The sequence below is a fragment of the Pseudomonas karstica genome (genome assembly GCF_009707515.1).
GTDB classification, from domain to species: domain Bacteria; phylum Pseudomonadota; class Gammaproteobacteria; order Pseudomonadales; family Pseudomonadaceae; genus Aquipseudomonas; species Aquipseudomonas karstica.
This window is the reverse complement of the sequence record NZ_WLYI01000016.1, coordinates 63857-86337: the sequence shown is the minus strand read 5'-3', so window position 1 is coordinate 86337 and position 22481 is coordinate 63857. Positions and strand designations below refer to the sequence as shown.

The window sequence follows — 22481 nt, the reverse complement described above, 5'->3', positions numbered from 1 at the left end:
CAATGGGTCAAGCCTTGAGCGTCTTCCAGGTTTTGCCCACAACACTGACCAGCGCCAACACCACCGCCCCGGCAATAATGCCCGCCACTGCATTGAGCAAGGTCGGCATCAGCCACGCCAGGCCACCGGTGCTCTGGCTCACGGTCTCGATCCAGTGGTGCACCTTCGGTACACCGTGGGTCAGGATCCCGCCGCCCACCATGAACATCGCCGCCGTGCCGATCACCGACAGGCTTTTCATCATGTACGGTGCCGTCCGCAGAATCCCGCCGCCGATGCTGCGCGCCACCTGGCCCGGCTTTTGGGTCAGCCACAGGCCCAGGTCATCGAGCTTGACGATACCGGCCACCAGACCGTAGACGCCTACCGTCATGACAATGGCAATGCCCGACAGCACGATCACTTGTTGCATCAACGGCGCATCGGCCACAGTGCCCAGGGTGATGGCGATAATTTCGGCCGAAAGGATAAAGTCAGTGCGAATGGCGCCCTTGATCTTGTCCTTCTCGAACGCCACCAAATCCGTCGCCGGGTCCGCCACGGCCTCAACCAGTTGGGCGTGTTCGGCCTGGTCTTCAGCCTTGCTGTGAAGGAATTTGTGCGCGAGTTTTTCAAAACCCTCGAAACACAGGTAAGCGCCACCGAGCATCAACAATGGCGTCACCGCCCACGGCGCAAAAGCGCTGATCAGCAGTGCGGCCGGTACCAGGATCAGTTTATTGACGAACGAGCCCTTGGCCACTGCCCACACCACGGGAATCTCTCGCTCGGCACGCACGCCGGAGACTTGTTGGGCGTTGAGCGCCAAGTCATCACCCAACACGCCAGCGGTCTTCTTGGCGGCCACTTTTGTCATCAGTGCCACGTCGTCGAGTACCGCAGCGATGTCGTCGATCAATACCAGTAAGCTGCTTCCTGCCATGGATCAGGTGTCCTTGAGAATAAGATGTGTCGAGCATAGCCCGGCGTGGCGCTTTACGGGCACATTCTCTTTACGGGCACATTCTTGAGGCCCGCAGATAGCCGGTGCTACCATGCGCAACCGCCTGTCCTGGCAAGGAATCATCTGGTCTATGAGCACCATTCGCGAGCGCAACAAAGAACTGATCCTGCGGGCTGCCAGTGAGGAGTTTGCCGACAAGGGCTTCGCCGCGACCAAAACCAGCGACATCGCCGCCAAGGCCGGGCTGCCTAAACCCAACGTCTACTACTACTTCAAGTCCAAGGACAACCTCTACCGCGAGGTGCTCGAAAGCATTATCGAGCCGATCCTGGCTGCTTCCACACCGTTCAACCCGGACGGCGATCCCAAGGAAGTGCTGAGCGCCTATATCCGCTCGAAAATCTGCATCTCCCGCGACCTGCCCTTCGCCTCAAAAGTGTTCGCCAGCGAAATCATGCACGGTGCCCCGCACTTGAGCCCCGAGCAGGTCGAGCAACTCAACGCCCAGGCCAGGCACAACATCGACTGCATCCAGAGCTGGGTTGATCGTGGCCAGATTGCAGCCATTGACCCCAACCACCTGATGTTCAGCATCTGGGCCGCGACCCAGACGTATGCAGACTTTGATTGGCAGATCTCGGCGGTGACGGGTAAAGCCAAGCTGGATGAGGCCGATTATGAGGCGGCGGCGCAGACGATTATTCGGTTGGTGCTCAAGGGATGTGAGCCGGATCTTTAGATTGATCGGGCGCAGAGCGTCCAGCGAGACACTCCCACGCAGAGCGTGGGAGCGATCATTAACCTATGCCGACACCCCCGCATCTGCCAACAACCCCACCCCTTCAATGGCACTGATCGCGCAATGCTCATCAATGTCTGACGTATCCCCGCTGATACCAATCGCCCCCAGTACTCGCCCAGCCTGATCCCGGATCAACACACCGCCCGGTGCCGGCACCACGCTGCCCTGCCCCAGGCTGTTCAACGCCGCGATAAACGCCGGCCGCTGCTGGGCATCCAGCGCCAGCAACCTGGAGCCCTTGCCCAGGGCTATCGCGCCCCAGGCTTTGCCAATGGCGATCTGCGGGCGCAGCAGGCTCGCGCCGTCTTCCCGCTGCAGAGTGATCAAGTGCCCGCCGCTGTCGAGCACTGCAATGGTCAGTGGCGCTGAGTCAATCTCGCGGCCTGCGGTAATGGCCTGGTTGGCCAGGTTGACTGCGATTTTCAAGGTTAAAGCGCTCATGGTGCCGTCCTTATTTTGTTATTGGGGAAAACCACGGGCTCTGTTTGACCAAGAGCCGAGCGCGACAAATAGAACACAATATATTTATTTTTTGTATACAATAATTCAGAATATTCACACCATACGTCGAAATATTCTCGCTTAAAAAGCATCCGACGAACGTAAAGGCCAATGAATAAAATGGATTGACCTGCGCCGCTCGCCGTGAATACACTTTGACGCACCACCACTTGTATACAATTACAAAACGCAAGAGGCACCAAAACATGAGCAAAATGAGAGCAATCGAAGCCGCCGTTCTGGTGATGCGCCGTGAAGGGGTCGATACCGCCTTCGGTATTCCCGGCGCCGCGATCAACCCGTTGTATTCGGCCTTGCAGAAGGTCGGTGGCATCGATCATGTCCTTGCTCGCCACGTTGAAGGCGCTTCGCACATGGCTGAGGGTTACACCCGCACCAAGGCCGGCAATATCGGTGTGTGTATCGGCACCTCGGGCCCGGCCGGCACCGACATGGTCACCGGCCTGTACAGTGCCTGGGCCGACTCGATCCCGATTCTGTGCATTACCGGTCAGGCGCCACGGGCCCGCATGCATAAGGAAGATTTCCAGGCCGTGGACATCACCAGCATCGTCAAGCCGGTGACAAAGTGGGCAACCATGGTGATGGAACCCGGCCAGGTGCCTTACGCTTTTCAGAAAGCCTTTTATGAAATGCGCTCTGGCCGTCCCGGCCCGGTACTGATCGATTTGCCGTTTGACGTGCAGATGGCCGAGATCGAATTCGACATTGATGCCTATCAGCCATTACCCCTGGCCAAGCCTCTGGCTACCCGCACCCAGGTGGAAAAAGCCCTCGCCCTGCTGGACCAGGCCGAGCGCCCGTTGCTGGTCAGCGGTGGTGGCGTGATCAACGCTGACGCCAGCGAACTGTTGGTGGAATTCGCCGAGCTGACCGGTATCCCGGTGGTCCCGACCTTGATGGGCTGGGGCACCATCCCGGACGATCATCCGTTGATGGTGGGCATGGTCGGCCTGCAAACCTCCCATCGCTACGGCAACGCGACGATGTTGAAGTCGGATGTGGTGCTAGGCATCGGCAACCGTTGGGCCAACCGCCACACCGGCTCGGTGGAGGTCTACACCGCAGGCCGCAAATTCATTCACGTCGACATCGAGCCGACGCAAATCGGTCGCGTATTCACGCCAGACCTGGGCATCGTCTCCGACGCCGGCTCGGCCCTGACGATGTTCATCGAAGTCGCCCGTGAGTGGAAAGCCGCAGGCAAGCTCAAGGACCGCAGTGCCTGGCTCAACGATTGCCAACAGCGCAAGGCCACCCTGCATCGCAAGACCCACTTCGACAACGTGCCGGTCAAGCCGCAGCGGGTGTACGAAGAGATGAACCAGGTGTTCGGCAAAGACACCTGCTACGTCAGCACAATCGGCCTGTCGCAAATTGCCGGCGCGCAATTTCTGCACGTCTACAAGCCTCGGCACTGGATCAACTGCGGCCAGGCAGGCCCGTTGGGCTGGACCATTCCAGCGGCGCTGGGGGTGGTCAAGGCCGACCCGACCCGCAAGGTGGTGGCGCTGTCCGGCGATTATGATTTCCAGTTCATGATCGAGGAGCTGGCGGTGGGTGCGCAGTTCAAACTGCCGTACATCCATGTGGTGGTGAACAACTCCTACCTGGGGTTGATCCGCCAGGCCCAGCGCGGTTTCGAAATGGACTACTGCGTGCAGCTGTCCTTCGACAACCTCAACGCTCCAGAACTCAATGGTTATGGTGTCGACCATGTGGCCGTCGCTGAAGGCTTGGGTTGCAAGGCCCTGCGGGTGTTCGAGCCGAGCCAGATCCAGCCGGCATTGCGCCGTGCCCAGGAAATGATCGAGGAGTTCAAGGTTCCGGTGATCGTCGAGATTATTCTGGAGCGGGTGACCAATATTTCCATGGGCACCGAGATCAACGCCGTCAATGAGTTCGAAGACCTGGCGCTGGTGGGCAATGACGCCCCTACCGCGATTTCGTTGCTCGATTAATGATACTTGATTAAAGAGTATGCGTTCCCGCGTAGCGCGGGAACGCTACCGTTTTTGAGGAGGCTCCCATGCCGCGTTTCGCCGCCAACCTGTCCATGCTGTTCACCGAGCAGGACTTCCTTGCCCGCTTCAAAGCTGCCGCCGACGCTGGCTTCAGCGGCGTGGAATACCTGTTCCCCTACGAATTCAGCTGCGCTGAAATCAAGGCGCAACTCGACGCCTACGGCCTGACCCAAGTGCTGTTCAACCTGCCGGCCGGTGACTGGGCCCAGGGTGAACGCGGCCTGGCCTGCCACCCGGACCGGGTCGAGGAGTTCCGAGCCGGCGTGAACCAGGCTATCGCTTACGCCCGGGTGCTGGGCAATACCCAGGTCAACTGCCTGGCGGGTATCCGTCCACAAGGCGTTGACGAGGCCACCCTGGAAAAAACCTTCGTCACCAACCTCAAATATGCCGCCGACAAGCTGCAAGAGGAAGGCATCAAGTTGGTGATGGAAGCCATCAACACCCGCGACATTCCAGGCTTCTACCTGAACAACACAGCTCAGGCCCTGTCGATCCGCGAGCAGGTGGGCAGCGCCAACCTGTTCCTGCAATACGACATCTATCACATGCAAATCATGGAGGGCGACCTGGCCCGGACCATGGCGATGCATCTGGGAGAGATCAACCATATCCAGTTGGCGGACAACCCCGGGCGCAATGAGCCCGGCACCGGCGAGATCAACTATCGCTTCCTGTTCGAGCACTTGGACCGCATTGGTTATCAGGGCTGGGTTGGGTGTGAGTACAAACCGCTGACCACCACCGAAGCGGGTCTTGGCTGGCTCAAGAGCCACAACGCGATCTGACGAATGATCGCTCCCACGTTCCACGCCCGCTCTTGTGACGCAAAGCGTCAGGGGCGGCATTCCCACGCAGATCGTGGGAACGATCAACATCGAATAATAAAGAGGATTTCTTCATGGCTAAAATCGGATTTATCGGCACCGGCATCATGGGTCAGCCTATGGCGGCGAACCTGCAGAAGGCAGGTCATCAACTGTTTCTCTCCGAACACCACGAGAAGGCTCCGGCCGCACTGATCGACGCCGGTGCCGTGGCCTTGGCCAGCCCGCAACAGGTCGCCCAGGAAGCGGAATTCATCATCGTCATGGTGCCCGACACCCCACAAGTCGATGACGTGTTGTTCCGCGCAGACGGAGTAGCCGCTGGCCTGTCGCCGAACAAAGTCGTGATCGACATGAGCTCGATCTCGCCCTCTGCCACCAAGGCCTTCGCCGCCAAAATCAATCAGAGCGGCGCGCAATACCTCGACGCGCCGGTATCCGGCGGTGAAGTCGGCGCCAAGGCCGGTACCCTGAGCATCATGGTCGGTGGCGAACCGCAAACCTTCGAACGCGCCCTGGCGCTGTTCCAGAGCATGGGCAAGAACATCACCCTGGTGGGTGGCAACGGCGACGGCCAGACCGCCAAGGTCGCGAACCAGATCATCGTAGCGCTGAATATCCAGGCAGTGGCCGAAGCCCTGCTGTTTGCCGCAAAAAACGGCGCGGATCCAGCCAAGGTCCGTGAAGCACTGATGGGAGGGTTCGCTTCGTCGAAAATCCTGGAAGTGCATGGCGAGCGGATGATCAAAGGCACCTTCGACCCGGGTTTTCGCATCAACCTGCACCAGAAGGACCTGAACCTGGCCCTGGCAGGTGCCAAGGAGCTGGGAATCAACCTGCCCAACACCGCCGCAACCCAGCAAGTGTTCAGCACCTGTGCAGCCATCGGTGGCGGCAACTGGGACCACTCGGCGCTGATCAAAGGCCTGGAGCATATGGCGAATTTTTCGATTCGTAAGTAGAAGCGAGCTTGCTCGCGATGGTCGTCAACGATGACGCTGGGTACCTGAAAAACCCCGGCGTCCTCAGTTTTTTCGCGAGCAAGCTCGCTCCTGCAGGTGGCCGTATTCCCACCTGAAATCTGTGTACCTCTAATAACAAGAATCCCCGGGAGCCCGCTTATGTCGGTCGATCCGCAACACCTGCTTCACCAGCTGTTTGCCACAGCCATCGACGCAGCCCACCCCCGGCAAGTCCTCGAACCCTACCTGCCCATCGACCGCAGCGGCCGTGTGATCGTCATCGGTGCCGGTAAAGCCGCCGCGGCCATGGCCCAAGTGGTGGAAAGCGCCTGGCAAGGCGAGGTGACAGGCCTGGTCGTCACCCGCTACGGCCATGGTGCGCCCTGCAAAAAAATCGAAGTGGTAGAAGCCGCTCACCCGGTACCCGATGCCGCCGGCCTTGCCGTGGCCAAGCGCGTGCTGGAGCTGATCAGCAACCTGGGTGAAGACGACCGCGTCATCTTTCTGCTTTCCGGTGGTGGCTCTGCGCTACTCGCGCTTCCGGCCAAAGGCATCACCCTGGCCGACAAGCAAGCCATCAATAAAGCCCTGCTCAAATCCGGCGCCACCATTGCCGAGATGAATTGCGTGCGCAAGCACCTCTCGGCGATCAAGGGCGGTCGACTGGCCAAAGCCTGCTGGCCGGCGACGGTCTACACCTATGCCATTTCCGATGTGCCGGGCGACCAGGCTACGGTTATCGCGTCCGGTCCCACGGTCGGCGACCCGAGCACCTCGCAACAAGCCCTTGCGATCCTCAAGCGCTATCAGATCGAAGTTCCTGCGTCCGTGCGCAACTGGTTGCAGAGTCCAGAATCGGAAACCGTCAAACCTGGTGACCCGATCCTGACCCGCAGCCACTTCCAGTTGATCGCCCGCCCGCAACAATCCCTGGAGGCGGTGGCGGTAAAAGTCCGTAAAGCCGGTTTCAGCCCGCTGATTCTTGGCGACCTGGAAGGCGAAGCCCGTGACGTGGCCAAGGTGCACGCAGGTATCGCCCGGCAAATTATCCAGCACGGCCAACCGCTGTCGGCGCCCTGCGTGATCCTCTCCGCAGGTGAAACCACGGTCACGGTGCGCGGCAATGGCCGTGGTGGGCGCAACGCCGAATTCCTGTTGAGCCTGACCGACAGCCTCAAGGGCCTGCCCGGGGTCTACGCCTTGGCCGGGGATACCGACGGCATCGACGGCTCCGAAGACAACGCCGGGGCAATCATGACCCCCGACAGCTACGGCCGCGCCGAAGCTTTGGGCTTGTCTGCCAGTGACGAGCTGGATAACAACAATGGCTACGGTTATTTCGCTGCACTCGACGACTTGATTATCACCGAGCCGACTCGTACCAACGTCAACGACTTTCGCGCCATTGTGATCCTTGAAAGCCCTGAAAAAGAGTGCCCTGAACATGACGCCTGACAAGAAGGTCAAAATCCTCGCCACGTTGGGCCCGGCCACCGATGGTATCGATGACATCCGCGAACTGGTGAAAGCTGGCGTGAACATCTTCCGCCTGAACTTCAGCCATGGCGATCACGCCGACCATGCCCAGCGCTACCAGTGGATTCGCGAGGTGGAGAAACAACTCAACTACCCCCTCGGCATCCTTATGGACTTGCAAGGGCCAAAGCTGCGGGTCGGACGATTTGCCGCCGGTAAAGTGCAACTGATTCGCGGCCAGGCCCTGCGCCTGGACCTGGACGAAACACCTGGCGACCAGCGCCGGATCAACCTGCCACACCCAGAGATCATTGCCGCCCTTGAGCCCGGCATGGACCTGTTGCTGGACGACGGCAAACTGCGCCTGCGGGTGACTGCCAAGCATGCCGATGCCATCGACACCACGGTGCTCAACGGCGGTGAGTTGTCGGACCGCAAAGGGGTCAACGTGCCCCAGGCCTTGCTGGAACTGAGCCCACTGACGACCAAAGACCGTCGCGACCTGAGCTTCGGCCTGGAGCTGGGGGTGGACTGGGTGGCGCTGTCGTTCGTGCAACGTGCGGAGGATATTCGTGAGGCCCGCGAATTGATCGGCGACAAGGCCTTTTTGATGGCCAAGATCGAGAAACCTTCGGCCGTTCAACACCTGCGGCAAATCGCTGAATTGAGCGACGCCATCATGGTCGCCAGGGGCGACCTGGGAGTAGAAGTTCCGGCCGAGAGCGTGCCGCAAATTCAGAAAGACATCATCAGCACCTGCCGCCAGTTGGGCAAACCGGTGGTGGTGGCGACACAGATGCTCGAGTCCATGCGCTTCTCCCCGGCACCCACCCGCGCCGAAGTCACCGATGTGGCCAATGCCGTGGCTGAAGGCGCTGATGCCGTGATGCTGTCGGCGGAAACCGCTTCCGGGGATTACCCACTCGAAGCAGTGCAGATGATGAGCAAGATCATCCGCCAGGTGGAAAACGGCCCGGACTACCAGGCCCAACTGGATGTCAGCCGCCCCAAGGCCGATGCCACGGTGTCCGACGCCATCAGCTGCGCGATCCGCCGCATCAGCAGCATCCTGCCGGTGGCGGTGCTGGTGAACTACAGCGAGTCGGGCAGTTCCAGCCTGCGGGCCGCGCGGGAGCGGCCATCGGTGCCGATCCTCAACCTGACGCCAAACCTGTCTACGGCGCGGCGCTTGAGCGTGGCGTGGGGCGTGCATTCGGTGGTCAATGATCGGTTGCGGCAGGTGGACGAGGTGTGTTCCACGGCGCTGGAGATTGCCCAGGCGCAAGGTATGGCGCGACGTGGGGATACGTTGGTAATTACCGCGGGGGTTCCGTTCGGGCAACCCGGGTCGACTAATTCACTGCGTATAGAAACATTGCTGTAGGAGCGAGCTTGCTCGCGAAGGTCGTCAACGATGACGCGGGGAGCCTGATACCCCACGGCGATCTCAAGTTCTTCGCGAGCAAGCTCGCTCCTGCAGGGAACTGCCACCACCATGCCCAACCCATCCTGCCCCGACTGGGCTGAAGCCCTGCTCAACGGCTTCAGCCAGATTTTCCTCCAGCGCCACCCACTGTGCGGTTTGCTCTGCCTGCTGGCGATATTACTCTGCGCCCCGGCCCTGCTTGGCGGCGCCCTGTTGGGCGGCGTCGCGGGCCTGCTTACGGCCCAGCGCCGAGACTACCCCAAGGCCGAGCGCCAGGCCGGGCTCTACAGCTACAACGGGGTGCTGTTGGGTTTGCTGATCAGCCTGCATTTCACCTGGTCCGCCCTGTTGCCACCGTTGATCCTGGCCGGCGGCGGCCTCAGTGCGATACTCACCCGGCAATGGCTCAAGCGCGCGACACGCCCCGATGCCTTGCCCGCCTACACCGCGCCTTTTGTGGGTTTGAGCTGGTTGTTGCTCGGCGCCACTCCGGCGGCAGTGCTTGCCATGAGCGAACCCGATACGCTTTCCTTGCTCAGTGCGCCATGGGTCGGCCTGGCCCAGATTATCCTCGTGGATCAACCCCTGGCCGGTGGGTTGATCGCCCTCGGCCTGCTGCTTGCCAATTACCGCGCTGCGGTGTGGGCCCTGATCGGCGCCAGCCTCGGCGTGCTGTTCGCCTTGCTGTCGAACGAACCCGCCGCTGCCCTGCTCGGCCTGCACAGCTACAACCCGGCGCTCGCCGCCTTGGCGCTCAGCCAGTACCAGCGCCAAGCCTGGCTACCGTTGGTGGGTATTTTCCTCGCAATCATCCTCACTTCAGGCTTCTGCGCCTTGCACCTGGCGCCCCTGACCGCACCGTTTATCCTCGCCTGCTGGCTGGTGCGCGCCACAGTGCGCATGATGCAAAGGGCCAACATGGACAGCCCGTTCGAATCCCCCTAGGCTTGCCCGATATTCGATTCAGGCGACTTCCATGGAAAGCAACAACGACTGGCGCCAACGCCTCTACGTGATGATCTTCCAAACCGACACCCCGGCCGGGCGTCGGTTCGACAGCCTCCTGCTGCTGATCATCCTCGCCAGCCTGGTGATCGTGATCCTCGACAGCATCGATGAGGTGCACCAGAACTACGCCCGCGTGCTGGCCTACATCGAATGGGGCTTCACCATCATCTTCGCCATCGAGTACGGCTTACGGCTGTACTGCTCGCCCAAGCCACTGCGTTACGCCTTCAGTTTCTATGGCCTGGTGGACTTGCTGGCCATCGTCCCCGGGATCCTCGCCCTGTATTACAGCGATGCCCAATACCTGCTGATCATCCGCATCATCCGGATGCTGCGGATCTTCCGCGTGCTCAAGCTCAGCCCGTACCTCAAGCAAGCCAACTACCTGATGTCGGCGCTGCGGGGCAGCAAGCAGAAGATCGTGGTATTCCTGGTCAGCGTCTGCACCCTGGTGACGGTGTTCGGTACCTTGATGTACGTGATCGAAGGCCCGGAACACGGCTTCACCAGCATTCCCAAGGGCATCTATTGGGCAATTGTCACCCTGACCACCGTGGGCTTTGGCGACATCGTGCCCAAGACCCCGCTGGGCCAGGTGATTTCATCGCTGGTGATGATTACCGGTTACTCGATCATCGCCGTGCCCACCGGGATCTTTACCGCTGAACTGGCCAATGCCATGCGCGGCGAAGTGCTGCAACAGGATTGCCCCGTGTGCAAAAAAAGCAGTCATGAGCCGAGCGCTGCGTTTTGCTCACGCTGTGGCAATGGGCTTTTCAAGAAAGAGGAATAAGCAAAGTTCTTTTTAATCTTTAAATGACTATGCACGCCCGGCTATAGTCGCCGGCATATTGCCCACATCAGATCCAACAACAAGGAATGAGCAGTGAAAAAACTCGTTAGCGCCTCCCTTCTAGCCGCCGGCCTCGCCCTGGCTGGCGCCGTCCAGGCCGCACCGACCACCCTGCTCAACGTCTCCTACGACGTGATGCGCGATTTCTACAAGGACTACAACGCAGCGTTCCAGAAGCACTGGCAAGCCGAACACCCCGACGACAAGCTCACCTTGCAGATGTCCTTCGGAGGCTCCAGCAAACAGGCACGCTCGGTGATCGATGGCCTACCAGCTGACGTCATCACCATGAACATGGCCACCGACATCAACGCCCTGGTGGACCACGGCAAATTGGTGCCAGACAACTGGGTGACACGCCTGCCGAACAACAGCGCGCCGTTCACTTCAGCCACTGTATTCATCGTGCGCAAGGGTAATCCCAAGGCCCTGAAAGACTGGCCCGACCTGCTCAAGGACGGCGTACAAGTCATAGTACCCAACCCGAAAACCTCGGGTAACGGGCGTTATACCTACCTGTCGGCCTGGGGCTATGTGCTGAAGAACGGCGGCGACGAGAACAAGGCCAAGGACTTTGTCGGCAAGCTGTTCAAACAGGCACCGGTGCTGGATACCGGCGGCCGTGCAGCCACGACGACCTTCATGACCAACCAGATCGGCGACGTGCTGGTGACCTTTGAAAATGAAGCAGAAATGATTGCCCGGGAATTCGGTCGCGATCAGTTTGAAGTGGTCTACCCAAGCGTCTCGGCTGAAGCCGAGCCACCGGTGTCGGTCGTCGATAAAGTGGTCGACAAGAAAGGCACTCGTAGCGCTGCCGAAGACTACCTGAAATACCTCTGGTCGCCAGAAGGCCAGGAAATCGCCGCCAAAAACTACCTGCGTCCACGTGACTCGGCGGTGCTCGCCAAGTACACCGACCGTTTCCCGAAAGTCGACTTCCTGTCGGTAGAGAAGACCTTTGGTGACTGGCGCACCGTGCAGAAGACCCACTTCAATGATGGCGGGGTGTTTGACCAGATCTATAGCGGGCAGTAAAGCCTGGGGCCCTTGATCGTTCCCACGCACGCGGGAACGATCAAGGGCCCAGCCATCAATCACGGGCATGAGTGAAATCAGCACAAGCGCTCTGTTCCCTGACTCGCCGACCCTTTACTCTCTCACGCTATTCTTCCTCGCGTTAAAGAGCCCACCATGATCGCTACGCCCTCCCACCCCACCACCATGACCCGTGGCATGGTGATGCTGTTTGCGTTCTGTTGCGGTGCCATCGTCGCCAACCTCTACTACGCGCAGCCGATCATCGAGCTGATCGCACCGGACATCGGCCTGAGCCCGGCCCTGGCCAGCCTGATCGTGTCCCTGACCCAGATCGGTTATGCGTTGGGCCTGTTCTTCCTGGTGCCCTTGGGCGATCTGCTGGAAAACCGCCGGCTGATGATCATCACCACCGTGGTGGCCATCGCCAGCCTGTTGGGGGCAGCCTTTACCGAACAGCCGAACCTGTTCCTGCTGGTGTCACTGCTGATCGGTTTCAGCTCGGTGTCGGTGCAGGTCCTGATCCCGCTGGCGGCGCATCTGGCTCCGGCCGAGTCCCGGGGCCGGGTGGTCGGCAGCATCATGGGTGGCCTGTTGCTGGGTATTCTGCTGGCGCGCCCGGTTTCCAGCGTTGTCGCTGATCACTTCGGCTGGCGTGCGATGTTCATGGCCGCCGCGGCGTTGATGGCGCTTATCAGCGTGGTGCTGCTGGTGACCATCCCCAAGCGCCAGCCGGATCACACCGCCAGTTACGGCCAGTTGTTGAGCTCCCTGGGCACCCTGCTACGCCAGCAGCCGGTATTGCGCCAGCGCGCGTTTTATCAGGGATGCCTGTTCGCCACCTTCAGCCTGTTCTGGACCGCTGCGCCCCTGGAGTTGGTGCGCAGCCACGGCCTGAGCCAAACCCAGATCGCGATCTTCGCCCTGGTGGGAGCCATCGGCGCTATCGCCGCGCCCATCGCCGGACGCCTGGCGGATGCCGGCCACACCCACAAGGCTTCGTTGCTGGCAATACTGTTTGCGGCGCTGAGTTTTCTGCCGGCCTTCGTCCATCCGCTTTACAGCGTAATTGGCCTGGCGGTGACCGGCGTGGTCCTGGACTTCTGCGTGCAGATGAACATGGTCCTCGGCCAACGCGCCATCTACGCCCTCGACGCCAACAGCCGCAGCCGCCTGAACGCGCTGTACATGACCAGCATCTTCATCGGCGGTGCCTTCGGCTCGGCGATTGCCAGCAGTGTGTATGAACATGGCGGCTGGCTCGGGGTGGTGTTGGTGGGCAGCGCGTTCCCGCTGGTGGCGTTGCTGCGGTTTTTGCGGGTATCCAGGCAGGAAGCGGTCGCGATGGCATAAACCGGATGGGTTACAACCGCACCAACTTCTCCAGCGCCCAACCTGCCTCCTGCAGCTCTTTGATCAATAGCCTGCCTTGCACCATAGCCTCCTTGCCTCGACCAAAATAAAGCAACCCTGGAGTTATCTTTACTCAAGCACAGAATGGCCTGTCCTGACTGGCGGTTGTTTTTCGACGTGCTAACACAGGGGGGGTAAACGAGGGTCAGATAGCGTGAGTCAGTTCGTCACAGGAGAAAAAGTCGTGCCGCCAAACCAGCACCGTCCCTGGTGCATCGGCGTTGATACTTACTGTGCGCCTTGACGGCGAAACCAGTGATACATCTGCTGGAAGAATGAAAGTGCGTCACGAAGCAAAGACGCGATAGTGCTCATCAGGTCAGGAGCAGGCCGAGGCTGGGGTTGCGGGTCCGGTTGTGGCTGGGGAACCGGTTGGGGTAACGGCTGAGGCGGCACCGGTTGCGGCTGCGGCCTCTCACCACCCACGATCACATCCCCTTGCTTGATTTCTCCTTTGCTGGTTACCAGCAGGTCTGGCTTGCCATTGCCCGTCAGGTCAATCGACAGGCTTCCTTTATCAGTGCGCGGGTCGTAACTGAGCACCGCCTCACCAGCGCGACCACTGAATTGATCAGAGAAATTGAGGCTATTGAGACCGGCACCTTTTAATACAGTGCTGATATCGACCTTATCCACACCACTGGAAAAATCCTCAATCACATCAGGGTCCTGTGATGTAGAGTCAGCCGCCTGAGCGTAGACAAATGTGTCCGCCCCGCCGCCGCCGCGCAGCCTGTCGGCACCTGCTCCCCCCATGAGCCGATTACCCACCTCATTGCCGATCAAGGAATCATTGCCTGATCCGCCGAGCGCATTTTCCAGCGTAACGTCCTTGGCAATAGAGACGTTCCCTCGCAGCCCGCCGACGTTCGAGAACGATTCGGCATTGAGATTGATGGTCTGGTTCTGGGAGAACCCGGAAAAATCCAACGTATCGTTGCCACCGCCATCCCATACGCAAAAGAGCGCGGAATCCCGGGGCCCCTTCAGGCTGAGACACTCACGGCCGGTGTTGGAATTAAAGCCGTAGGTCGTATCGGTATTTCGGGTTTGATGGTTGGCCCCATACAGCTTCTGCATCGCGGCGATGTCATCGATCATCGGAGCAGAAGGAGATAACCCCCTGAAATCGTAGCCCGGCTGTTTCCTCTCGGACCAATAGCTCATGACACTGCGCGCCTTTGTGTCTTGCGCATATTGCGCATCACGCTCGTAAGTGCCGCTGCCGTTGTAACTTCCGGGGTGCGCCAACCCTAGCGTATGCCCTATCTCATGAATCATGATCGTCGAGAAGTAGCTGCCTTGCCTGGGAGCGTCCGGCGCTTGCTGCGTTCCGATCCTGGCCCAGGCGTCTGGATGCGAGCGACTGGGCCCGGTAGCAACCCCTGACGCCATTTGGCGGGATCCGGATATCTGTATGGAACCGTCAGCCTGACGGCTGCTTTCATGAAAGTTGATATTGGCCACATCCTGCCAGGACTGCAAAGCCTGGCGGGCGCATTGTCGCTGGCGCTCGCTGAACTCATTCAACTTGAAGGACACGTCTATCTTATTGTCACCATCACGGTCGTAAAACCGCGAGTTATTGCGCGTAAGGTGAGTGGCTGCCTGCTCTGTGGTGAACGAGCGCTTGCCATAACCGAGTGCCGAACCTCGGAAAAACCAAGGGTTATCCTGGCAGTTTCTATCTGCATATGCCGAAGGGAGTGGGTCGCGTTTAACTATTTCGTTCATGAGATGCTCTCCGAGTGCACTGACTAATTGAGTCGGTTAATTTCAGCCCATATAAGCCATTGCACATGCGCCAGCTCACCGCCAAAAATTACCCACCCCACTTAATCTTGCATACGATAAAAGCCATACCAACCTGTATTTAGTTTCTAGTGAATCAGGCTTTACGAGTTCCTCAAGCGACCAACAAAACAAAATAAATCTTCAATTTAAACAATGAAATAAATACACTCGCGACAAAAAAACATCCAACTGATTTTTAAGAAAAAAAACAAAACTACAAACATCTACCCTCATTAAAAGCCCTATAAAAATCCACAAATAAACTTTCGCAAAAAAACCAGAAACACACAAGGCAACTATATACCCCACCCAAATAAGCTTATGCACAGAGAAATTTAAGATCATTAAAAAACCCGAAAACATTCTCTCTGCAAACATAGAGAAACCAACAACTCCCGCTCACATTTACCACTTTCGCCAAAGTGCTTTTCGCACAAAAAAAACAGTTGCCTGCGGCTATATCACTCGCCCGTCCCACCCCACCGTCACATGCTGCGGCAACTCCCGACGGTGCTCCAGCAACCATGCATCCAGCGTATGCCCCACATGGGTCAGCACGCCAAGCTCGGCGCCTGCGTCTTCTATGCAGCGCAACGCCAGTGTCAGGTCATTGTGGTTACGCGGTGGTTGCGGTTGCGGCGGCATTGAGCAGTCGATGACCAGCACGTTGAGCGCTTCACGCTGCAACCAGTCGAGGGTAGCCGGGGGCAGGCCTGTGGTGTCGGTCAGGTAGGCGATGCGTCGCCCTTGCCCTTCCAGCAGATAGCCGAAAGTGGGTTTGGAATGTTGCAGTGGCAGCGCGGTGACGGCCAGTTCGCCAAAGTGCCTGGTTTCGAACGCAGCAAAGGGCTGGCTGAAATCGAGGATGCCCGGGTGTTTGTAGAGATCGGACAGTCCTTGCGGATCCACTGGACCGTGGACCGGAATGACCAGGCCATGGCCCCAGCGCAAATGCAGCAGGCCTTGGGCATGATCGGCGTGGTAATGGGTCTGCAAAATACCGCTGAAGCTGCGTGGCGGGAAGCGTTCGGTGAGGTCTGGCAAGCCACTGTCGATCAGCCAACGCTGATCGCCGCATTCAATCAGTGCGCTGCAAGGCAAGCGACGCAGGCTCGCATTACTGCGGGCCAGCGTGCAGGCGGCGCAGTCGCACCCGTAGACAGGGACTTGGCGGGCGTCGCCGGTGCCCAGCAGGGTCAGGCGCATGCAGATTGCCCGTCCAGGCAGCCCAGCAGGCGCTCGACCGTGCGCTCCAGCGGGCCGGAGTTGTCGAGCAGGAACACCCCCGGCGCCGAAGCCAGGCTTTCGCTGAACCGTGCGTTACGCGCCAGGCGCTCGTCGATATCGGCCAGGGATTCGCGGCCCCGCGCCAGCAAGCGCTGGCGCAACACCGCCTGCTCGACGGTCAGCAACAGTACCAGCAGCCTCGGATAGCGCAGCCGGGTTTGCGCCAGATGCCCACGGGAGCCATTGACCAATACGTCCTCCCCCGCCGCCAGCCAATCGTCGATTTCCCGTGGAATACCGTAGGACAGCCCGTTGGCCTGCCAACTGAGGGCAAACGCACCCTCGGCGTCCATCACTGCAAATTGCCCAGGGCTGACACCTTGGGCCGCCTCACCCACCGATTCCGGCGAGCGGGTGATGACCCGCCGCACAATGCGGCAGCCGCGTTCGGCCAAGCGCGCACGCGCGGCATCCAACAGGCTGTCCTTGCCCGAACCCGATGGTCCGATGAGATAGATCAACCTGCCCGCCATCAAAACACCCTCTTCGCTTGTCGCCAGACTTGTTGGACCACTGGCAGCCCGTCCTGGCTCCTGGCCTGCACCAAGTCCGCCCGCAGGCCGCAGGCAATTTCGCCGCGATCGCTCAAGCCCGCCGCTCGCGCAGGGGCCAGGCTGATCATCTTGACCGCCTGGGGCAAATCGCAGCCGTTGTCCTGTGCTGCCAGGGTAAAGGCCGCTTGCAGCAGGCTCGCCGGGTAGTAGTCACTGGAAAGTATATCCAGCAAACCCTCGGCAGCCAGGCCAGCGGCGGCCACATTACCCGAGTGGGACCCGCCACGCACCACGTTCGGCGCGCCCATCAAAACTTTCATGTTCAATTGCCGGCAGCCACGCGCGGCTTCCAGGGTGGTCGGGAATTCGGCAATGGTCATGCCATACCGCGCCGATTCCTCGACATGCGCCAGGGTCGCATCATCATGACTGGCCACCGACAGGCCACGGGCCAGGCAATGTTCAACGATGGCGGCGCGATAACGGTCGCTATATGCCCTGGAGTTGGCCTTTTGCAGCACGATAAAGGCGTCCATGGTTTCATCGTTCAAGTGGTACTTGCCCATGTAGTACTCACGGTACTTGGATTCCAGCACAAACTGGCGCTGGCCCGGCGAGTGGTCCATCACCGATACCAGTTGCACCAGCGGGTTTTCCACCAGGTCGCGGAACACACTCAGGGTATCGGGGTGGCACAGTTCGCAACGCAGGTGCAGGCGGTGTTCGGCGCGAGTCAGGCCGGCGACTTCGGCAGCGGCGATGGCATTGAGCATGCCCGGCAGTTTCTGCATGCGGTTGCCCTTGGGATTGACGTCACCGATGGACACCGCATCGAACACCGTGGTGATCCCGGCAGCGATGATTTGCGCATCATGGCTGAGCACCGCCGAGGTCGACGGCCAGTCCACGCCGGGGCGCGGAGTCATGTGTTTTTCCAGGTTGTCGGTGTGCAATTCCACCAGGCCCGGCAGCAGGAAATCACCGCACAGGTCCTGGGCTTGAGGCAACTGGCTGCGGCCCTCGGCGATATCGACGATCAGCCCGTCGCGCAACACCACTGCACCGGTGAAGACACGATCAGCGGTGACCACTTGGGCATTGCTGAGGATCTGTTCAGCGGGCATGGGCGTATTCCTCTTCGGCGACGGCAGTGGGCGTCATGTCGAAATGACGGTCGGCGACGGTTTCACGGGCGGTGCGGTCGTGGAAGATACCGATCAGCGCGGCGCCACCGGCCTTGGCTTCGTTCATCAGTTCCAAAACAACGTGGCGATTGTTGTCGTCCAGGGAGGCGGTGGGTTCGTCCAGCAGCATCACCGGCCAATCCACCATGAACCCGCGAGCGATATTGACCCGCTGCTGCTCGCCACCGGAGAAGGTGCCTGGCGCCAGTTGCCAGAGGCGTTCAGGAATATTCAGGCGGCTGAGCAACAGTTCGGCACGGGAACGCGCCAGCGCCTTGGACCAACCACGGGCCAGGGCAGGCTCCATCACCACGTCCAGGCAAGCCACCCGAGGGATTACTCGCAGAAACTGGCTGACGTAGCCCAAGGTCTGCTGGCGCACCTGGAGAATGTCCCGTGGCTCGGCGCCCACCAGTTCCAGCCAGGCCCCGGCATGCTGCACACGAATGCTGCCGCCAGCCGGTAAATAGTTACCGTACAAGGTACGCAGCAAGGTGCTTTTACCGGCGCCGGACTGGCCATGCAGTACCAGGCACTCACCGCCCTGCACGCTGAATTCCACCCCCTGCAGTACGTTGAGTACCACACCGTGCTGTTGGTGCAAGGTGAAGGTTTTCGAGAGGTCACGAACTTCGATCAGGGCATTCATCATGGCTGCAGTACCGAAGACACCAGCAGTTGAGAGTAAGGGTGCTGTGGATCGTCAAGGATCTGATCCGTGAGCCCGGTTTCCACCACCCGTGAGCGGCGCATCACCATCAAGCGGTCAGCCAGCAGACGTGCGACGGCCAGGTCGTGGGTGACGATCACCACCGCCAGGTCCAGTTCACGCACCAGGCCGCGCAACAGGTCGAGCAAACGTGCTTGCACCGAAACGTCGAGTCCACCGGTGGGCTCATCCATAAACACTAGGCGCGGGCTCGATACGAGGTTGCGGGCAATTTGCAGGCGCTGTTGCATGCCGCCGGAAAAGGTCCGGGGCAAGTCGTCGATGCGCAGCGGGTCGATTTCCACCTGGTTCAGCCAATCAAGTCCCGCGCCGCGGAGTTGCTGGTAGTTGCGTACGCCTTGCGCCATCAACCGTTCGCCAATATTGGCGCCGGCGGAAACCCCCATGCGCAAGCCGTCCCGCGGGTTCTGCTCGACGAAGCCCCATTCGGTACGCAGCAAGGTGCGGCGCTGCGCTTCACTGGCGCTGTATAGGTCCAGCCATTGCTGGTCCTTGCCGCGATAGCTGATGCTGCCAGCCTGGGGCGGCAAGCGCCCGCTCAACAACGAAAGCAAGGTGGACTTGCCCGAGCCGGACTCACCGACAATCCCCAGCACTTCGCCGGGATACAGGTCGAAGCTCACGCCCTGGCAGCCCTTCTCCGGGCCGTACAGCAGGGACAGGTCGCGTACTTGCAACAACGGTTCGACGGGCACACTCACGGGTAGTTGTTTCATCAGGGACTGGATCATTGGTTGCTCTCCTTGACCCGCTGGGCGCAATACCAGGTGTCGGAACAGACAAAACTCTGGGTACCGGCATCGTCGAGAATCAGCTCATCGAGGAACGACTCGCGGCTGCCGCAAATGGCGCAACTGTGCTGCCACTTCTGCACTTCGAACGGGTGGTCTTCAAAATCCAGGCTGGTGACCCGGGTAAACGGCGGTACCGCGTACAGACGCTTTTCGCGACCGGCACCGAACAGCATCAGCGCCGGGCTCATGTCGAGTTTCGGGTTGTCGAACTTGGGGATCGGCGAGGGATCCATCACGTAGCGCTCGTCGACTGTTACCGGGTAGGCGTAGGCGGTGGCGATATGGCCAAAGGTGGCGATGTCTTCATAAAGTTTTACGTGCATCACCCCATAATCGTTGAGGGCGTGCATGGTGCGGGTCTCGGTTTCCGAGGGTTCGATAAAGCGTAGCGGCTCGGGGATCGGCACCTGGTAGACCAGGATCTGGTCAGCCTGCAACGGGGTTTCCGGAATACGGTGACGCGTCTGGATTACCGTCGCATCGGGGGTGCTTTCGGTGGTGGCGACACCGGCGGTGCGCGCAAAAAAACGGCGGATCGACACCGCGTTGGTGGTGTCATCAGCGCCCTGGTCAATGACCTTGAGCACATCGTCGGCACCGAGAATCGCTGCGGTCAATTGCATGCCGCCGGTACCCCAACCGTAAGGCAACGGCATCTCGCGCCCACCAAACGGCACCTGGTAGCCGGGGATCGCCACCGCCTTGAGCAAGGCACGGCGGATCATGCGCTTGGTCTGCTCATCAAGGTATGCGAAGTTGTAGGCTGGGTCGCGCGCAGGCGTCTGGGTCAGGTCATTCATGGCGGTTGCCCTCAGCCGGTTGGCGCAGTTTGCGGATCAGTTCCAGCTCGGACTGGAAATCGACGTAGTGAGGCAACTTGAGGTGTGAGACAAAGCCGGCGGCCTCGACGTTGTCGCAATGGGCCAGCACGAACTCTTCACGCTGGGCCGGTGAGACGATCTCTTCGTTGTACTCCTCGGCCCGCAGTGAACGGTCCACCAACGCCATGCCCATCGCCTTGCGCTCGGCATGCCCGAACGCCAAGCCGTAACCACGGGTAAACTGCGCCAACTCCGTGGCCGAACCGACGAACTGGTTGACCATCTCGCATTCGGAGACTTCGATACTGCCCAGGCAAATGGGAAATCCCAGCTCTTCGGGGTCGATCCACACCTCGACCTCGCCAATGCGAATCTCACCGGCAAACGGGTGGTTACGCCCGTATCCGCGTTGGGTCGAATAACCCAGCGCCAGCAGAAACCCTTCATCGCCCCGAGCCAACGCTTGCAGGCGTTCGGCGCGGCTGGCAGGGTATTCCAGCGGGTCGCGAGTGATGTCGGCGACGGTGCCGGTGTCGTCGGCCTCGCTCTTGATCAAACCTTCCTTGGCCAACAAACCCAGCACCCGCGGACACGCTTCAAGGCTGGCCTGCGGGTTGGCCTGCGGCCCCGGATACTCACCCTCGGCCAGCAGTGCAAAATCCAGCAGGCGATGGGTGTAATCAAAGGTCGGGCCCAGCAGTTGGCCGCCGGGTACATCCTTGAAAGTCGCAGACAAACGCCGGCTCAGCGCCATCTGCGCGGTATCGATCGGCAGGCTCGGGCTAAAGCGCGGCAACGTCGTGCGGTAGGCCCGTAGCAGGAAGATCGCCTCCACCAGATCCCCCGCCGCTTGCTTGATGGCCAGCGCGGCCAACTCTTCGTCGTACAGCGAGCCTTCGCTCATCACCCGCGCGACAGCGAGAGGCAATTGCTGACGGATCTGTTCGACGCTCAGTTCGGGAATGGCGGTATCGCCCCGGCGTTTTTTCGCCAGCAGGCAGTGGGCATTGTCGATGGCCTGTTCGCCACCTTTGACGGCTACGTACATCAGGCAAACTCCTCTGTGATTCGCGTACTGCGCGGCAAGCCAATCAGATGGTGGCCGGCAGCGAACAGCACATCCAGGCCGCGGGGGAAGGCTTCGCGGTGTTGACGTTGCAGCCAGAAGGCCCCACTCACCGGCAAATTGACCTGGCGCTGGGCCTCGATGCCCGGCCCCCGCCAGCTCAAGGTCGGCCCGGTTTGCAAATCGCTCAACTGGACCAACAAGGTGCAGGACTGGTCCGGGTAACGGTCGTTGCCATGATCGAAGCCGCCGAGGTCCGGCAGGTCCTGTTCATCGAGCAAGGCGAATACCGCTTCCTCCCGGCGTGTGGTCAGCGGGCAACCACAGTGAAAGGCCAGGTTGGCGCGAATCAGCGGTGTGTCGAAGGACGGTGCCAGCCATAGCGGCGTGTCGACATCCAGCAACGCCAGGCACAAGGCATAAGTCGCAGGTGCCAGGCCATCAAGACGCGGTGCCGACGGTAAATGTTGGATCAGGCCGGGTTCGGCGAGCGCCTTGAGGGCCGCACGAAAACCCCGCTGGGCATCCAGCACCGGGTCGACAAAAGCCGGTTGCAACAGCTGTGCATTCATCAGTTTTCTCCTCGTACCAAGGTGAAGAACTCCACCTTGGTGGCGGCGGTTTCAGCCGCTTTTTGTGCTTGGCGCGTGGCCTGGGCCGTGGCCAACGTGGTGATCAAATCGCTGAGCCACACGCTCGGTTGCGCGTCTTGCAGGTGGGCGTCGGCCAAGGCGGCCAGTTCGGCGTGATCCTTGTCGCGACCCGCCAGGTAGCTGTAGCCGGTGCGGCCATCGGCCAGGCGCACCACGCAACGGGTGACGCTCATTTCACCGACGTTGAACGGCGCGCCATTGCCGCCCATGCGGCCACGCACCAAGGTCATGCCGATTTCCGGGGCACGGATCAGTTGATAATCCGCATCGCGCAGGGCCGCCTCAAAGGGCAGGATTTCACTGCGAAGGGCGCGGGCGAGCACACCGATCCAGTGTTGACGTGGGGACAGGCTCATCGGGGTCT

General features: G+C 60.3%; 21 protein-coding genes and 1 pseudogene. 10 read left to right on the top strand and 12 right to left on the bottom strand.

The window, feature by feature from the left end; genetic code table 11:
* Positions 1-7 precede the first annotated feature (7 nt).
* Positions 8-922 (bottom strand): DUF808 domain-containing protein, encoded by a 915-nt coding sequence (locus GIR22_RS13390; RefSeq protein WP_154743780.1) that lies wholly within the window; start codon positions 920-922, stop codon positions 8-10.
* 151 nt (positions 923-1073) lie between these two features.
* Between GIR22_RS13390 and GIR22_RS13385 the strand changes: the two genes are divergently transcribed.
* Positions 1074-1682 (top strand): TetR/AcrR family transcriptional regulator, encoded by a 609-nt coding sequence (locus tag GIR22_RS13385; protein ID WP_154743779.1) that lies wholly within the window; start codon positions 1074-1076, stop codon positions 1680-1682.
* A 63-nt stretch (positions 1683-1745) separates the two neighbouring features.
* On the opposite strand, the gene GIR22_RS13380 is transcribed toward GIR22_RS13385, so the two are convergent.
* Entirely contained in the window at positions 1746-2186 is a 441-nt protein-coding gene (locus GIR22_RS13380) for a GlcG/HbpS family heme-binding protein (RefSeq protein ID WP_154743778.1), read from the bottom strand.
* A 266-nt stretch (positions 2187-2452) separates the two neighbouring features.
* Here GIR22_RS13380 and gcl point away from each other — a divergent pair, with 266 nt between their 5' ends.
* The 9 genes and pseudogenes from gcl (at position 2453) to GIR22_RS13335 (ending at position 13234) form a co-directional block, all read left to right on the top strand.
* Positions 2453-4228, top strand: coding sequence for a glyoxylate carboligase (gene gcl, locus GIR22_RS13375; protein WP_154743777.1), 1776 nt, complete (start codon positions 2453-2455; stop codon positions 4226-4228).
* Positions 4229-4296: 68 nt separating this feature from the next.
* Positions 4297-5079, top strand: a complete 783-nt coding sequence (gene hyi, locus GIR22_RS13370; RefSeq protein WP_154743776.1) for a hydroxypyruvate isomerase — start codon at positions 4297-4299, stop codon at positions 5077-5079.
* Between the two features lie 80 nt (positions 5080-5159).
* Positions 5160-6080: pseudogene (locus GIR22_RS13365) on the top strand (2-hydroxy-3-oxopropionate reductase); the annotation flags it as partial.
* A 159-nt stretch (positions 6081-6239) separates the two neighbouring features.
* Positions 6240-7535: a glycerate kinase type-2 family protein gene (locus tag GIR22_RS13360; RefSeq protein WP_154743774.1), complete on the top strand. Its 1296-nt coding sequence runs from the start codon at positions 6240-6242 to the stop codon at positions 7533-7535.
* Complete coding sequence (pyk, locus tag GIR22_RS13355; RefSeq protein WP_154743773.1) at positions 7525-8940, top strand: pyruvate kinase; 1416 nt, start codon at positions 7525-7527, stop codon at positions 8938-8940. The genes GIR22_RS13360 and pyk overlap by 11 nt, the downstream gene beginning before the upstream one ends.
* A gap of 111 nt (positions 8941-9051) precedes the next feature.
* Positions 9052-9927, top strand: a complete 876-nt coding sequence (locus GIR22_RS13350) for an urea transporter (RefSeq protein WP_154743772.1) — start codon at positions 9052-9054, stop codon at positions 9925-9927.
* Positions 9928-9958: 31 nt separating this feature from the next.
* Positions 9959-10783, top strand: a complete 825-nt coding sequence (locus GIR22_RS13345; RefSeq protein WP_154743771.1) for an ion transporter — start codon at positions 9959-9961, stop codon at positions 10781-10783.
* 93 nt (positions 10784-10876) lie between these two features.
* A complete protein-coding gene (locus GIR22_RS13340; protein WP_178122238.1) occupies positions 10877-11881 on the top strand; it encodes a sulfate ABC transporter substrate-binding protein in 1005 nt (334 codons plus the stop codon).
* A 198-nt stretch (positions 11882-12079) separates the two neighbouring features.
* Positions 12080-13234 carry an MFS transporter gene (locus GIR22_RS13335; RefSeq protein WP_154743815.1) on the top strand — a complete coding sequence of 385 codons (1155 nt, stop codon included), beginning with the start codon at positions 12080-12082 and terminating at the stop codon, positions 13232-13234.
* A 288-nt stretch (positions 13235-13522) separates the two neighbouring features.
* On the opposite strand, the gene GIR22_RS13330 is transcribed toward GIR22_RS13335, so the two are convergent.
* The 10 genes from GIR22_RS13330 to phnG all read right to left on the bottom strand — a co-directional run bounded on the left by GIR22_RS13330 (position 13523) and on the right by phnG (position 22473).
* On the bottom strand, positions 13523-15028 hold the full coding sequence (locus GIR22_RS13330; protein WP_154743770.1) for a M10 family metallopeptidase C-terminal domain-containing protein: 1506 nt from the start codon (positions 15026-15028) through the stop codon (positions 13523-13525).
* A gap of 516 nt (positions 15029-15544) precedes the next feature.
* Positions 15545-16294 carry a phosphonate metabolism protein PhnP gene (gene phnP / locus GIR22_RS13325; RefSeq protein WP_154743769.1) on the bottom strand — a complete coding sequence of 250 codons (750 nt, stop codon included), beginning with the start codon at positions 16292-16294 and terminating at the stop codon, positions 15545-15547.
* Complete coding sequence (gene phnN / locus GIR22_RS13320; protein WP_154743768.1) at positions 16285-16848, bottom strand: phosphonate metabolism protein/1,5-bisphosphokinase (PRPP-forming) PhnN; 564 nt, start codon at positions 16846-16848, stop codon at positions 16285-16287. Before phnN ends, phnP begins: the two co-directional genes overlap by 10 nt.
* Positions 16848-17993 carry an alpha-D-ribose 1-methylphosphonate 5-triphosphate diphosphatase gene (locus tag GIR22_RS13315; protein WP_154743767.1) on the bottom strand — a complete coding sequence of 382 codons (1146 nt, stop codon included), beginning with the start codon at positions 17991-17993 and terminating at the stop codon, positions 16848-16850. The genes phnN and GIR22_RS13315 overlap by 1 nt, the downstream gene beginning before the upstream one ends.
* Positions 17983-18702, bottom strand: a complete 720-nt coding sequence (gene phnL / locus GIR22_RS13310; protein WP_154743814.1) for a phosphonate C-P lyase system protein PhnL — start codon at positions 18700-18702, stop codon at positions 17983-17985. Before phnL ends, GIR22_RS13315 begins: the two co-directional genes overlap by 11 nt.
* On the bottom strand, positions 18702-19514 hold the full coding sequence (gene phnK, locus GIR22_RS13305; RefSeq protein WP_178122237.1) for a phosphonate C-P lyase system protein PhnK: 813 nt from the start codon (positions 19512-19514) through the stop codon (positions 18702-18704). The genes phnL and phnK overlap by 1 nt, the downstream gene beginning before the upstream one ends.
* Positions 19511-20377 (bottom strand): alpha-D-ribose 1-methylphosphonate 5-phosphate C-P-lyase PhnJ, encoded by an 867-nt coding sequence (locus tag GIR22_RS13300; RefSeq protein WP_154743766.1) that lies wholly within the window; start codon positions 20375-20377, stop codon positions 19511-19513. Before GIR22_RS13300 ends, phnK begins: the two co-directional genes overlap by 4 nt.
* Positions 20370-21446 (bottom strand): carbon-phosphorus lyase complex subunit, encoded by a 1077-nt coding sequence (locus GIR22_RS13295; RefSeq protein WP_154743765.1) that lies wholly within the window; start codon positions 21444-21446, stop codon positions 20370-20372. The genes GIR22_RS13300 and GIR22_RS13295 overlap by 8 nt, the downstream gene beginning before the upstream one ends.
* A complete protein-coding gene (gene phnH / locus GIR22_RS13290) occupies positions 21446-22036 on the bottom strand; it encodes a phosphonate C-P lyase system protein PhnH (RefSeq protein ID WP_154743764.1) in 591 nt (196 codons plus the stop codon). Before phnH ends, GIR22_RS13295 begins: the two co-directional genes overlap by 1 nt.
* Positions 22036-22473 carry a phosphonate C-P lyase system protein PhnG gene (gene phnG / locus GIR22_RS13285; protein ID WP_154743812.1) on the bottom strand — a complete coding sequence of 146 codons (438 nt, stop codon included), beginning with the start codon at positions 22471-22473 and terminating at the stop codon, positions 22036-22038. The genes phnH and phnG overlap by 1 nt, the downstream gene beginning before the upstream one ends.
* Positions 22474-22481 lie beyond the last annotated feature (8 nt).